At 27.1% G+C, this 15,474-nt stretch carries 13 protein-coding genes; 8 read left to right on the forward strand and 5 right to left on the reverse strand.

Features of this window, described 5'->3' with window-relative positions; genetic code table 11:
- Positions 1–128: 128 nt before the first annotated feature.
- The 3 genes from IC175_RS01440 (at position 129) to IC175_RS01450 (ending at position 3,129) form a co-directional block, all read left to right on the forward strand.
- Positions 129–1,541 carry a hypothetical protein gene (locus tag IC175_RS01440; RefSeq protein ID WP_227435142.1) on the forward strand — a complete coding sequence of 471 codons (1,413 nt, stop codon included), beginning with the start codon at positions 129–131 and terminating at the stop codon, positions 1,539–1,541.
- Positions 1,542–1,717: 176 nt separating this feature from the next.
- Entirely contained in the window at positions 1,718–2,305 is a 588-nt protein-coding gene (locus IC175_RS01445; RefSeq protein ID WP_227830562.1) for a TetR/AcrR family transcriptional regulator, read from the forward strand.
- Positions 2,306–2,337: 32 nt separating this feature from the next.
- The gene (locus IC175_RS01450; protein WP_227851020.1) at positions 2,338–3,129 is read left to right on the forward strand and encodes a class I SAM-dependent methyltransferase; all 792 of its coding nucleotides are present in this window, start codon (positions 2,338–2,340) and stop codon (positions 3,127–3,129) included.
- 114 nt (positions 3,130–3,243) lie between these two features.
- Here IC175_RS01450 and IC175_RS01455 read toward each other — a convergent pair whose 3' ends face one another.
- The 5 genes from IC175_RS01455 to IC175_RS01475 form a co-directional block, all read right to left on the reverse strand.
- The gene (locus IC175_RS01455; protein WP_227834328.1) at positions 3,244–5,661 is read right to left on the reverse strand and encodes an ABC transporter permease; all 2,418 of its coding nucleotides are present in this window, start codon (positions 5,659–5,661) and stop codon (positions 3,244–3,246) included.
- A 12-nt stretch (positions 5,662–5,673) separates the two neighbouring features.
- A complete protein-coding gene (locus IC175_RS01460; RefSeq protein ID WP_227851021.1) occupies positions 5,674–6,339 on the reverse strand; it encodes an ABC transporter ATP-binding protein in 666 nt (221 codons plus the stop codon).
- An 82-nt stretch (positions 6,340–6,421) separates the two neighbouring features.
- Positions 6,422–7,453: a sensor histidine kinase gene (locus IC175_RS01465; RefSeq protein WP_227851022.1), complete on the reverse strand. Its 1,032-nt coding sequence runs from the start codon at positions 7,451–7,453 to the stop codon at positions 6,422–6,424.
- Positions 7,443–8,129 (reverse strand): response regulator transcription factor, encoded by a 687-nt coding sequence (locus IC175_RS01470; RefSeq protein ID WP_227851023.1) that lies wholly within the window; start codon positions 8,127–8,129, stop codon positions 7,443–7,445. Before IC175_RS01470 ends, IC175_RS01465 begins: the two co-directional genes overlap by 11 nt.
- 156 nt (positions 8,130–8,285) lie before the next feature.
- A complete protein-coding gene (locus IC175_RS01475; RefSeq protein ID WP_227435149.1) occupies positions 8,286–9,350 on the reverse strand; it encodes a 4Fe-4S dicluster domain-containing protein in 1,065 nt (354 codons plus the stop codon).
- Positions 9,351–9,648: 298 nt separating this feature from the next.
- Here IC175_RS01475 and IC175_RS01480 point away from each other — a divergent pair, with 298 nt between their 5' ends.
- From IC175_RS01480 to IC175_RS01500, 5 genes are all read left to right on the forward strand, one after another.
- A complete protein-coding gene (locus IC175_RS01480; RefSeq protein WP_227851024.1) occupies positions 9,649–10,293 on the forward strand; it encodes a TetR/AcrR family transcriptional regulator in 645 nt (214 codons plus the stop codon).
- 145 nt (positions 10,294–10,438) lie between these two features.
- Complete coding sequence (locus IC175_RS01485; protein ID WP_227435151.1) at positions 10,439–11,110, forward strand: response regulator transcription factor; 672 nt, start codon at positions 10,439–10,441, stop codon at positions 11,108–11,110.
- Between the two features lie 2 nt (positions 11,111–11,112).
- On the forward strand, positions 11,113–12,021 hold the full coding sequence (locus IC175_RS01490) for a sensor histidine kinase (protein WP_227435152.1): 909 nt from the start codon (positions 11,113–11,115) through the stop codon (positions 12,019–12,021).
- Positions 12,022–12,104: 83 nt separating this feature from the next.
- Positions 12,105–12,791 (forward strand): ABC transporter ATP-binding protein, encoded by a 687-nt coding sequence (locus IC175_RS01495; protein ID WP_227435153.1) that lies wholly within the window; start codon positions 12,105–12,107, stop codon positions 12,789–12,791.
- Entirely contained in the window at positions 12,788–15,343 is a 2,556-nt protein-coding gene (locus tag IC175_RS01500; protein ID WP_227851025.1) for an ABC transporter permease, read from the forward strand. Before IC175_RS01495 ends, IC175_RS01500 begins: the two co-directional genes overlap by 4 nt.
- Positions 15,344–15,474 lie beyond the last annotated feature (131 nt).

A 15,474-nucleotide genomic window follows, 5' to 3' on the forward strand; every position in this document is an offset into this window, starting at 1 on the left:
TGCACAAAATCTATCAATTTTACAATTTTAATTTATTGTTTATGTAATTTATATGTTATATACTAGTTTTAACAAGATTGATAATTTATAAACAATTAATAAGAGTTATTGAAAGGTGGAGTGAAATTATGGAAAGACTCACTAGAAGTGAACAGCCTCACATAAAATTTGGAATGTTTAAGATACGAATTCCGTTTATACATTACAGATTTGAGAAACCGGAAGCTATTCAAGGCATAATATCAAGTATGACAAGCTTAGGAACTATTGGACTTAGCACGCAAATATTAGGATTACCCTATGAAGTAGCATGGAGTATGGCTATCATTAACTCAATATTGTATTGCCTGCATGTTTTTATGGGAGACCCAGTAGTTCCTGGCTGGATTACAGCTTCTATAACTCTTACAACTGCATATTTGTTAAAGTTCAATATTGGTATTGAAAGAATACAAGCATTAACAGCTTTACAAATAGATTTAGGAATTATATTTATTTTAATGGGTATAACAGGTATAGCTGGAAAACTAGTAAATAGAATCCCAAATTCCATCAAAGGTGGAATACTTATGGGAGTTGGTATATCAACTGTAATAGCAGAATTTAGCCCTAAAGGCAGATTTGAATCTTATCCAATATCTATAACAGTTGGGATTTTAGTTGCTTGCTTTGTAATGTTTTCTGAAAAATTCGATGCTCTAAAAGTAAAGAATAAGTTTTTATTTAGATTAGGTCAATATGGAGTGGTTCCAGCTATTTTAGTGAGTTTAATTATAGGAATATTTAGTAAAGAAATAGGAATTCCTAGCTTTAATTTTGAAAATATTATTTATATAATGGATTTTCAAAAATTAATAGATACAGTATCTCCTTTTGGAATAGGTTTTCCAAGTCTAATATTATTTATACAAGGATTGCCAATGGCTTTCATGATATACATAATTGCATTTGGTGATTTTATAACAGGTGAAAATTTAGTTCTTTCTGAAAGTAAAAACAGAACAGATGAGTATATTGATTTTAATTCTAATAGGTCTAATATTATAAGTGGGATAAGAAATATTGTTATGGCAGTTATTTCTCCATATATAGCTATGTGTGGTCCATTAGCTGCAACTCTTACTGGAAGTGTTGCTCAAAGATATAAGGTTGGAAAGGAAGCAATGCAGTCTATTTTTAGTGGTATGGGTACGTTAGTATGGGTTTCAGCTATTTTTATCTGCTTTTATCCAATTGCCCAAATAGCTACGCCTCTTATACCATTAGCATTATCAGTGACACTTTTAGTTCAAGGTTACTTATGTACTAAACTATCAATGGAACTATGTGATACTGGCGTAGAGAGAGGATTAATTGGGCTGATGGGTGGCGTGATTGCTGCTAAAGGTGGAACCTGGGGACTTGTTGTAGGTTTTATACTATATTTTGTCTTAATTGATTCTAAAAAAAGAAAAGAAAGTAATATTAATTCAAAAGAAAGTGATATTAATTCATCAGAAGATTATGTATATGAAATATCATGTAAAAAGAAAAGTATTTAAAGTAAAATATGAGTTGCAATCGTCTATTAATAGATTAATTGCAACTCATATTTTATTTGTCAGCTTCAGGAATGATAAAAAATGCAAAACTATTTCTTGACATAATTTTTTTAATATGCAACAATTGTTATATAACGTATGTATTTTATAAAAATTTAATGGAGAAGTGAATTTATATGCCACCTAAAGCAAAAATAACGAAAGAAATGATTTTGAATATTGTCTTGGATATTACAAGAGAAACAGGATTTGAAACTGTAAATGCAAGGAGTATCGCAAGTAAATTACAATGTTCCACTCGACCAATTTTTACTTGCTATGAAAATATGGATGAATTAAAAGGTGAATTTCTTGCTTTTGCATATGAATACTATAATCAGTATGTTATTAATTATCATAATTCTGAAAATGTCAGTCAATATTTATTACTTCCACTTTCATACATTGAATTTGCTCAAGAAGAAACACATTTATTTAAGTTGTTGTTTATAAACGATTTAGATTTGATGATGGAAGAGCCAAATGATTTCTACAAAGAAATTGATAATGAAAAAAAGGCAAGGCTTTTTTCTGAAAGTATTGGAATAGAGTTAGAATGTGCAAAAGTCATATTTTTAGATTTATTTCTTTATACTCATGGCATAGCTGTCTTAACAGCAACGAAAAAATTGACATTAGATAGAAATAGTGCCGAAAAAATGTTGAAAAATATATTATCAGCTTTTATAAGACAAGAAAAAAAGGATTGGAATTTATCTATTTGATGTTTACTAACTAATACAGAAGGGGGTGCAATATGAAAACAAACCAATACTTAATTGATTTTTACAATAATTACGACGAAGATAGTCGGTTGGCATTAAAGCATGGAACAGTTGAATTCCTAACCACTATGCATTACATTGAAAAGTACTTAAAACCTAGCGACCGTGTGATTGAAATTGGTGCTGCAACTGGTCGATACTCTCACACGCTGGCACGTCAGGGATATGACGTTGATGCAGTCGAATTGGTCGAACATAACATAGAAATTTTCCGTAAAAATATTCAATCAAATGAAAATATAACTATTACTCAAGGTAATGCTATGGATTTGTCTGCTTTCTCAGACAATGAATATGACATTACATTGTTGTTAGGTCCGTTGTATCATCTTTATAGCAAAGAGGATAAACAACAAGCTCTACATGAGGCTATCCGTGTAACAAAACATGGTGGTGTGATTTTTGCTGCATATGTTATATCTGATGGTTGCCTTATTGATGAAGGGTTCAACCGAGGAAATATCAATGTAGCTGAATATATTGAAAAGGGCTTGATTGACCCACAGACATTTGCTACCAAGTCAGGTCCTAAGGATTTGTTTGAACTTGTCCGTAAAGAAAACATTGACGATTTGATGTCTGTTTTTCCTGTAACAAGACTGCATTACGTCGCATCGGATGGTTTCGCCCTATGTATGCGTGAAGCAGTCGATGCTATGGATGATGAAGAATTTGAGTTATATTTGAAATATCACTTTGCTACTTGTGAACGCGAAGATTTAATAGGCGTTACGAGTCATGCGATTGATATATTCAGAAAATAAATAATAGAAGTTAAAAAACAAACAGAGGGTCGTAAAATCAAAGTTTTCAGACCCTCTAAATCTTGAAAATCTATGTTGAGTGTAGTATAAAAGTAGCTATTTTTATATATATTTTTATTGAGAGCGTAAACGTTTTGTAATTGATTGTTTTTCTAGATTTCTTATAAGGAATTCAATTATTAATATTTGCATGCCTATTAATATAAATGAAAAAATTAAAATAGAAAGTATAGAGAAATTGAAACTAATGAAGTCTAATCTAACAACATCTTTTATAAAAAAGCAGAGTAATTTTGAACCACAATAACCCAATGTAATTGATACAAATACAGCTTTAATACTCAAATTTAAACCTTCTCGATAGAGCATTTTGCGCAACTGTTTTTTTGTCATTCCAACCGCCTGAAGTAAGGCAAACTCTTTTTTTCTAGTTAATACACTATTTACAAGGATATTTGTCATATTAAGGATACCAAAACAGGAAATTAAACCAACAAATACATATGCAGCTATAATCATATACTTAAAAGCTCTAGTTAGCATTTTATAATCGCTATCATATGAATAAAGGATTAAATTTGAATTATTTTGAATAATATTTAATAGTTTTTCTTCAACTTCTTTTGAATACTTTTTATCGGATAAAATTGAAAAATGTAAATTTGTATTATATGGTGTTATTTTATCTAAAGCCTTGTCTGAAGTAAAGAACATGCATCCTGTATTTGAATTATCAATTATTCCAACTATTTTCATTTGTTTTTTGATGATGTCATTTCCACTAAATATATTAAATGTAATTGTATTTCCAATTTTCAAATCAACTCCATAAGATTTTGTCCTATATTTATTTACAATCAAGCTGTTTGAATCCAATTGCTTATAATCAACTTTACCATTTACAATATACTTTTGGAATGATTTTGCAAGCTCTGGTGTGACACTTTCAATCAAAGTTGTAACATTACTTCCATCTTTATCCTTAATAGAAGGGTATATAACTTCACATTTTATTCCTTTAGATTCAATTACTTTTTGTACTCCATAAATTGATTTGATTTCATTTCTAAGAGTGTTTGTAAATGGATTATTTTGCTGAATTTGTGTAATTCGTTCATACAAATTGTCAATTTTATTTCCAATAATATAATTTTCATTATAAACGAATGTCTGAGACATCTGTTTATTAAAATCTATAGAATTAGACAGACTAGCAATTGAAATAAATAATATTCCACTAATACTCAATGAAATCAATGCTATTAAATTTTTCTTTCTATTTACCTCAATATTTTTTAGTGCTAAATTTTTAATATTTATATAATTAAGTGTTTTAATTTTATTTCTAGATTTAATTTCTGTGTATTGCATAGCTTCAATAGCGGAAGTTTTTGAAATAATTCTAGCTGGCTTATTTAAAGAAATTCTTACAGTCAAAAATATTACTATTGATAATACTAGAATAATAAATAAGTCAGTAGTCATTTGCCATGCTAAAGGCTGAATTATATATGTAATTATGCAGGAAGATATAATGCCTATTGGAATAAAAATAATAGATAAAATATTTCCTTGTAGGTAAATAATCTTTTTCAACTGAAAAGAAGTCATACCAAGTGCTTTCAACTTTGCATACATTTGAACTGAATTAACAACTGAAATATAAAAAATACTATAAATAACAAACAAACTAGAAAAAAGAATAATTACTCCTACTATTAAAACTGTAATAACTTGTTCACCATCAATTAAATTTGATTCAATATAATTATCATTTAAATATATATTATGTTTTTTAATATTTAAAGAGGAACCAATTTCACTTAATTGAGTCTTAATTAAAGTAGGGGATTTTTCTGTATTTTCTTTTGATAATCTAACTAATACATCTACAGTGTTTGGAGTTGCTTCATTAAAATTATTACTTTTGATTTGTAAAGGTGTAGAAGCCATATCCTTGAGATAATCATTGGAAACAACTGTATAGTATTGCTTAGCATTATCTTGATAGTAATTTTCTACAAATCCAACAATAATAAAATCGTTTTGTATTTCTTTGTTAGTAATATTGTCGCGATATTTTAATGTAATGCTATCTCCAAGGTCTTTATTCAAGCCAAGTTCAGATAGATATTTTTCTGAAATAGCAATTTCATATTTATTTGTTGGCATACCGCCCTTTAATAGTTGAAAATTCAGAAGCTCAATTGCAGTGTTATCTACATATATCATTGACATTCTATAATCTGATTTTATCTCGCTACCAAGTGACTTATAAACTCCTACACTACTAAAGTTTTTATTTTGCTGTAATAATGTTTTTGATTTTTCATTTACAGATTGATATCTCGCATGATAGGGAGATGAATTAACCAAATCCATAGAGCCATTATATGAAACTAAAGTAGTTGTTAATAATAAACATGTGGAAATCATTATAATAATACCTGAAAGAAAAAATTTAAGTTTATTAATTTTTAAATCATTCAATGCTATTTTTCTAATGAAAGCACCATTATTATTTTTAAACATATATTTCACCTCCTAGTTATAAATTTTTCCATCTTCAATACGAACGATTCTATCTGCTAATTGTGCAATTTCATTATTATGGGTAATCATTACAATTGTTTGGTTAAATTTCTCACTTGTCATCTTAAGTAAGCCTAATACATCTGCACTAGTTTTGCTGTCAAGATTACCTGTTGGTTCATCAGCAAGTACAATAGCAGGCTTCGTCACAAGTGCTCTTGCAATAGCAACACGTTGCTGTTGTCCTCCAGAAAGATTACCTGGTACATCATATAATTTTTCATCTAGTGCAAGTAAACTTATAATTTCATTTATAAAGTCTTTATCTAGTGTTTCACCATCCAATCCAATTGGTAAAATGATATTTTCATATACATTAAGTAAAGGAACAAGATTATAATTTTGAAATATAAAACCTATATTTCTACGTCGAAAAATTGTAAGTTGTTCATCATTCATAGTTGATAAATCCTTTCCTCTTATAATGACATTTCCAGATGTAGGATTATCTAAACCTCCCATAATATTTAATAATGTAGATTTACCACTACCAGATGTACCTACAATAGAAATAAATTCACCTTTTTCAAGAGATATGCTCACACCATCAAGAGCTTTTGTAATGTTTGAATTTCTCCCATAATATTTTTTTAAGTCTGTTACTTGTAAAATACTCACTATAAAGACCTCCTTTATATATTGTAAATACAGTATATAATCAAAATGTTGCAGAATTATCACAAATAAAATATTTAAAAATTTATTTATTAGGTAAAAATATAGAAAAAGTAGAGCCTTCTTCAATTTTTGATGTAACTTTGATATATCCACCTTGAAGAGATACAATTTTTCTTGAAAGATATAGACCAATTCCAATACCATCTATATCATGTACATCTTCCTCACGATAGAATCTCTTAAAAATTTCTGCTTGGTGACTTTCTGATATGCCTTTTCCAGTATCAGTAATATCTATTTTAGCATACATAACCCAGCATTCTGTAGATATATGTATCTTACCTTTAGGACTTGTGTACTTCACTGCATTGTCTAATATATTGAAAATAGCTTCAGAAGTCCATTTTTTGTCATGACATATATATAAGTTTGAATCACAATCAACTGTAACTTCAATGTCCTTTTTTTCAGCATCAAATAAAATTCCACTAAGTGAAGTCGCAATTGTTTCATAAAGCGAATTCTTCTTTTTAGATAATGAAATTATACCTGTCTCTAGTCTTGAAGTTTTTATCATAGACTGCATTAAAAATTCTAATTTATCTAATTGACCTTGCATATCCATCAAAAACTCATTTTGAATTTCAGTTTTAAGATTCTGATTCAGTAGAGTATTATTAATTATCTTTAAATTTGCAATAGGAGTTTTGATTTGATGAGAGATATCAGAAACTAATTCTTGTAAATCAGCTTTTTCCATAGCAATATTGTGGCGATTTTCTTGAATGACTTCATACATTCTAATCAGTCTATGATTAATACGTGACAAAAGTGTTTCTTCCTCCAAAGTAATTTCCAGATTATCTTTACTATTCATCATCTTATCTAAGGTTAAACATATCTCAGAGCAAAATAGAGTTATTTTTTTATGAAGTAAGAGCATGATTAATAATATAAAACCAGAGAATATTATTGTGTATATCAATAATATAACAACTATTTTAAAATCATTAGTTATTATATAAATTGCTATATTGAATAGAATAGCTGTAAGAGCCATACTAACAGCAATTATTAAATAAAGAGTATTAAAAGAAAAATTTTTAAAATTCATTTTTTTCACCTATCCACATGTATCCCATACCATACACTGTTTTAATGTATTTAGAGCTATCTTTTTCAATTTTACTTCTAATTCTACTTATAACAGATGTCAAAGTATGTTCATCTACAAAATTAGCATCTATATCCCAAAGTTTTTCTAAAAGTATTTTTCTTGTTAGAATGGTTTTGGGATTCTCAATAAATAGTTTTAAAGTACGATATTCTAATGGTGTAAATACAATTTGATTGTCATTTATATATGCACAGAACTCAGAAAAGTTAATCTTGAGATATCCATCATCATAGCAATCTTGTTTTGTTTTTGTTGTAATATGATTTAAAAGTGCTCTTACTTTTTGTTTAAACACATTGATATTAAATGGTTTTGTTATATAATCCAAAGCTCCAAGTTCATAACCTTTAATCATATCATATTCCATATCATTGGCAGTTAAAAAAATTATAGGGATATCATAATTTTCTTTAATTTTCTTGCACAAATCAAATCCACTTCTATCTGGTAGATTAACATCTAAAATAATTAAATCAAATTTGTGCTTAACAATAGATTCTAAAGCAGATATAGCTGTAAATTTTGAAATAACCATATATCCCTCTTCATTTAAGTTGTACGATAGTGTTTTATTTAATATAGTATCATCTTCAACTGCTAATATTTTTTTCATATATTCACTCCTTTTATGTTTAATATTCTATATAAAGCTAATTATATAATCAAAATGTTGCTAAATTATCATATTATATTCATATAAATAAAATACTTAATAAATAATCTGTCCTAGAATTTATCATGGGACAGACTATTTATTAAATATATAAAATTATTTTAACCAAGATGGATTTCCAGGTACAAATATTCTTTTACCAAATTTTGAAGTATATTCATCCAAAGCTTTCTCAATAAGCTCATTATTGCCTTTAAAAGAAGTAGTGTTTTTTATAGTTTCAAGGTTTTGGCTAAATGGGCAAGCAGATATACACATACCACAGTCTGTGCCTAAATATCTCCATTTAATGTAACATGTTTCATGTTCAATCACCCAATTATATTTTCCATCATCACCAATTTTAATATCATTAGAAAGTGAGTGAGAAGGGCAATTAAAAGAACATTTTTTACATACTTTGCAAAAATCTTCAAGTCCAAAATCAACATATTCATCTTCTATAAGTGGAATATCTGTAGTAACAACCCCTAGTCTAAGTCTAGAACCATAATCTTTATTTGTAAGTATTGCGTTTCTTCCTATATCACCCAATCCAGCATCACGAGCTATAAAAACAGGCATTACTAGATAATTAGCATCCATATGATTTCTAGCATCATATCCTAGGTTTCTTATGTAATAACTTAAAATCATACCAACAATAGATGCATCTACATAACATTTTGAAGTTTCTATAACTTCACATATCATCGGGGCTCTGTTTATCATTTCTTTATCCATTTCACATCCAAATACAATTGCATATTTGTGAGATAGATTAACTTCCTCACCATAGTTTTCTTCATGTCTACCTCTATTTGTATAAATATGATAATCTTTTAATCTAGTTATACCAACCACAGAAGCTCCATATTGCTTTGCAAACCCTTTTATCTTTTTAGTCATAGATTTTGCATCTACATCCACTTTATTGTCACAAACTTTTCCTTCACATAGTGATTTTATATCAGATAAAAAGTCAAATGCACTACTTGCCATTGGAGAATTTATCTCATTATAAGTCATAGTTCCTTCACTACATAAATTTGGTCTACTTCTTATACTATCATCAACTTCTTTTTTTTCAGGATTTTTCTCATAATAGTCATTATAAGCAAAACCATTTTTTTTATAATTTGCTCTTGCAAACATAGTATTTCTTTCATCAACCCTTTTCAATTCTATTCCCCCTAGTAAAAGTATAATTAAATCATATAACCTTATCCTTACATAATTTAATTATATAAGAATAAGGTTATATTTTCAATTTAAGCGTCATTAAATTAAATAATATGTATTTATATATGTTTTATAATATTTTTACATATAAATTATATTAATGATAAATAATAAGAAATTTAAGAATAAATACGATTTGTTGTCTTTAAATGGTGTGTATTGACATACTGTAAAAAATCTTATTATAATAAATGTATGAACAATTAATATAAATTGATAAAGAAAGAAGTGAATTTATATGTCAAGAAATAAACATTCTGACAAGATGAGAAGTCAGATATTAGACGTTGCGTGGAAAATATTCGAAGAAAATGACTATGATGATGTAACTATGCAACAAATTGTGGATACTCTTGATATATCTAAAGAATCTGTATACTACCATTTTAAAGATAAAGAACTCCTGTTCGAAGAGATTATATCAAGTAATTTAAAAGTAGAGATGGAAAATTTAAAGTTAATATTAAATAATCCTAACTTTACGATTAGAGAAAAAGTGTCTGAATTTATCTTACACATATCTAGTTCAGAAATAAGGAAAAAATTGATTGATTATATGTGCCTCCAAAAAAAACCTATCTTATTTATGAAGAGTATAAGAGCATCTACGCTTGAAATGACCCCTTTACTATCTTGCTTAATAAAACAAGGTGTTGAAGAAGGCATTTTTAAAACTGATTATCCAAACGAAATGTCTGAAGTATTTATAATATTAATAAATATTTGGTTAGACCCAGTATTGTTTAATGAGAGTACAGAAAAACATTTCAAACGTATTGAGTGTCTTGCTAATTTATTAAGTGCAAGTGGTGTACATATTATAACTAATAATGATTTAAAATCAATTAAAGCCTTTTATAGAGAATGTTCTAAAGGTGAATAGTCTATAAATAAAAAACTGTAACTAGATTTGAGAAAAAACAAATTTAATTACAGTTTTTTTAGTAAAATAGGTGTATCAATATATTTTTAACAAAAGATAAGAAGAAATACTATTTTAAAAGTTTAAAAATAAAAGGAGTAGAAAATTGAATTTATTAATTATTGAAGATGATACAAACTTAAATGAAGGTCTTTTTTATGCTTTTGAAAGTGAAGGATTTAATGTTTTAAAAGCTTATACAAAACAAGAGGGCTTACATATATTTAATAATAAAAATATAGATTTTATAATTTTAGATTGTAACCTGCCAGACGGAAATGGATTTGATATATGTAAGCAAATACGAGAAATGTCAGATATTCCAATTATAATGCTTACTGCAAGAGATTCAGAGATTGATGAGGTAACAGGATTAGAAATAGGTTTAGATGATTATATCACAAAGCCGTTTTCTTTGTCTGTATTAAAAGCGAGGGTTAAAGTAGCAATAAGAAAAAAATCAAATAATAAAGTGCTGTATTCTAATGGTATAAGATTAGACCAAAAGTTATTAAAGGTGTATAAAAATGAAGTAGATTTAGAACTTAGTGCTGTAGAATATAAGCTTATTAATTATTTAATTGAGAATAAAGGACAAATATTATTGAAGGAACAAATTTTACATCATATATGGGATAGTGAAGAAAATTATGTTGATGAGAATATTATATCTGTAAATATAAGAAGACTTAGAATGAAGGTAGAGGATAATCCATCTAATCCAAAGTATATAAAAACAGCTTATGGAATGGGCTATCTATGGAATGAGGTGGAATAAATATGTTACTATTATTTGTTGCAATATGTATGATAATTATAGCTATAATAACTATTAAAAAAAGTCAAAATACATGTGACGAATTAAGTCTAATGCTAAATCAATTATTGGAAGGTAAAGAAATTTCTTATCCAGATACAAAAGATACAAGAATATCAAAAATTTCTTACCAAGTAAAAAAAGTTAAAGATATGATAGAGATAGAAGTAGAGCAGTCAAAATCAGAAAAGGAAGCAATTAAAAGTTTAATTTCAAATATGTCACATCAATTAAAAACACCACTTTCAAATATTACCATTTACTGTGAACTTTTAGAAAATAGTAATCTTCCTACATCAAAAAAAGTAGAATTTTTACAAAAAATGAAAAATCAAACTTTTAAAATTGACTGGTTATTAGAGTCTCTATTTAAGATGACTAAATTAGAAGATGGGGTTATCAAATTTGAAGCAGAAGAACTACTAATTAAAGACACTATTGTTCAAAGTATTAGTACTGTTTTTAATAAAGCAGAATCTAAAAACATAAAAATAAATTTAGAAATATTTTCAGATATAAAGTTATTTCATAATAAAAAATGGACTATAGAGGCAATTGTAAATGTCTTAGAAAATGCAATAAAATATTCACCATCAAATAGTATGATTACTATTTCTGTAGAAAAAATGGAACTATATACTAAAATTATAATCAAAGATGAAGGAATAGGCATTGATGGTAAAGAATTGAACAATATTTTTAAACGATTTTATAGAGGTAAAAATGTTGAAAATCAAAATGGTACAGGAATTGGTCTTTATCTTACAAGATTAATTTTAGAAAAAGAAAAAGGGAATATTATAGTAGAATCCAAATTAGGAAGTGGAAGTTGTTTTAGTATCTTCTTACAAAATTGTAAGAGTTTAAATTAACTTTGTAGGATGGGTGTAATTATCGTCACTTACAATATCTTATAAGAACTTATATTTTAAGTTATGTTGAAAGGAGAAATAAAATGAGTATATTAGTGACGAATCATTTAGTAAAACATTATGGAGAATATGAAAACAAGGTCAATGCACTAAATGGGGTAAGCATAGAAATTGAAAAGGCTACATTTACTGCTATAGTTGGAACTTCTGGGTCTGGTAAAAGTACATTATTAAACATTATAGGTGGGTTGGATAGCCCATCATCAGGAGATGTAATAATTAAGGGTAAAAACATATCTAAATTAAGAAAAAAGGATTTGACTGTATTTAGAAGAAGGAATATAGGTTTTATATTTCAAAATTACAGTTTAATACCAGTATTAAATGTCTATGATAATATTGCTCTTCCTGTTACATTGGATAAAGGAAATTATGTAGATCATAGCTATATTGAAATGTTAATGAATACATTAGGTATTTGGGACAAACGTCTAAAATTTCCAAGTGAACTTTCTGGTGGACAACAACAGAGAGTAGCAATTGCTAGAGCCTTAGCAAATAAACCTGCACTTATACTAGCTGATGAACCAACAGGAAATCTCGATAGTAAGACTACAATGGAAGTAGTATGTTTACTAAAAGAAAGTAGTGCAAAATTTCACCAAACAATACTTATGGTAACACATAATGAAAATATAGCACAAATATGCGATTCTATTATACATATTGAAGATGGAATTGTAGTAAATAATGGTGGTGAAATACTATGATATCTTTAATGAAGTTTGCAATTCAATATATTAAACATTATAAAAAACAATCTATATCTATAATCTTAAGCATCGTACTATCAGTAGCCTTATTGACAGGAATTGGTTCTTTAGTAAATAGTGCAAATAAAAGTAAAATTGAGAAAATAAGAGCGGATAATGGAGATTATCATTTTTATTTTAAGGTAGATAATAAACAACTACAAAAAATTAAGAAAGACAAAAAATCAAATGAATACACTGTAAATAGACTTGGTATCACAAATACTAAAGGTTCTATAGATGAACCTTTCATTATGAATTTTTTAAATGTGGATTCATCTTATTTAGATATGACAGGTAGAAAATTATTGAAAGGAAAGCTTCCTAGCAAAGGAGGAGAAATAGCACTTGATACCTATTCATTAAATAATTTAAATATAAAAGAAAAAATTGGAACAGAGATAAAATTAGACGGAAAAACTTATAAGTTATGTGGGATTTTATCTGATATTTTAAATCCAGAAACTGCTTTAGAGGGCTTTGTAGATAGTTCTACATTTTCTGAAGAAAATGGTAATTATATGGTTTATGTAAAACTTGATGAAAATAAAAATATAAAAAAACAGAGTGCTAGATTTATGAGAGAATTTAGTATATCGAAAAAAAGTTCCTATGTAAACTGGAATTTATCAAGTGAATTTGGTGTAAAACCTCCAATAACTTTTGAAAGATATAGTGTATTTCAATTTTTAAATTCTTTAAAATTAAATACAAATGCAATTGTTTTGATTATTGGAATATTTAGTGCAGCAGCAATATATAGTATTTTCCATGTTTCGATACTTCAAAGAATATCACAATATGGCGTTTTAGAAGTGTTAGGTGCTAATAATAAGCAACTTTTACTACTCTTGTTTTTAGAATTATTTTTACTTTTTATCATAGGTTTTCCTATAGGATGTATTTTAGGCATAGGAGTAGCTTCAACAATACATCAACAATTTCCTCATATATTCTTAGGTAGTGATATTATTCCAGGGTCATTTTTTATAAGTGAAAAATCTATTTACTTAGGATTTTTGTTTTTAGCATTATTGTTAATTTTAATCACTGTACGAGTTGTATATAAGCTAAACAAATATTCTAGTATTGAGTCAATGAAAAATTTTGAAGTTACTAGTAAACAGAATAGAGAGATAAAAAGTATAAAGTTTTCTAACATGACATCAGTATTATCTCATAAATATATGACTCAAAAAAAAGGAATGTTTATAGGGATTTTGTGTTCATTAGCACTTGGGGGAATTATTTTTCTATGTTCTAGCTATTCTATACAGCTTACTAGAAATAATAACGAGCTTACAATGAAGGCTGATGATGGTTTAAATTCTGATTATCAAATAGCTATGCAAACAACTGATTTTGATATAGGAATACAAAAAGATAAAATTTCAAGACTAAACGAAGTAGAAGGTGTATCAAGTATTCACCCAGTAAGGTATTTTTTTGGCGGTATACACATTAGAGATGAGCAATTACTTTGGAAAAATTTCTTTAAACCTCTTGAAAAAGATTACAGAATAAAGAATTTTTTCAATGGAATTTGCACTAAACAAAGTGATGGGGGACACCTTTTAAAGACAAATATCTATGGATATAATGCTAACATGTTAAAAGGATTAAATCCTTATATTATTGATGGAAAAATTGATAATTCTGACATGGTTAAAAATAATAAAGTGATTGTTAGACTTCCTATGGATGGTACTGGTATATATGGTGCAGTTGACATAAAGCCAGGAGATACTATCAAAGTTAAAGTGCCAAAAACAATGAAACCTACTGATGAGACTATTAAGTTTAAAGAAGAAGATAAAAATGATTATACAGTAAAAGAATTTGTAGTTGCTGCTACTGTAAAACGTGTAATGGCAAATAATATATACTTTATTGGCGATTATGGCATGGATATAGTTATGACAAATGAACAAATGGAAAGTAATTTTAATATCATAAATTACAATATGGCCAGTATAAAAAAGACGAAAGAAAGCAATAGCATGGAAGTAGCTAAAGAAATAAAAAATGTTATACATAATATAAAACGATGTATTGTGACAGATTATACTATTGCTATTGAAAAAAATAATATTTATTTAAACCAGAAATTATTGTTTATATATGGTATCGTATTTGTACTTCTAAGCATAAGTTTGTTTCATATTATCAATACAGTGAGTTATTTAGTTTTTTCAAGAAGACATGAATTTGGAATTTTAAGAGCTATGGGAATCACAGATAATAAGTTTTTGATTATGATGATGAGGGAAGGTTTTTTATATGGACTATATGCAAGTATTATAATGGTAATTGGAAGTATTATTGGGCAATCTATGATTTATTTTATAGTAAAACGCGTATATTTATATATAAATCCAGTTTTCAATATAAATATGTCTCTATATGTGGGTATGATTATTTTAAATATTACTATTAGTATTATTGCAGTTATCATTCCAGTAAAACAAATATTAAAGAGTGATATTATTTCAGAAATAAATAGAGATTAAAATTCTTAATAAAGATTAATAAATTAAACTATGTAAATATTAAATAACCTCTTAATTGATATACAGTAAAGTTATATCAATTAAGAGGTCTATATTAGTTTTTAATCTAAATAAATTACATAAAATGCTTT

Origin of the sequence: Clostridioides sp. ES-S-0123-01, from assembly GCF_020658415.1 — a bacterium.
Taxonomy (GTDB): Bacteria; Bacillota; Clostridia; order Peptostreptococcales; family Peptostreptococcaceae; genus Clostridioides.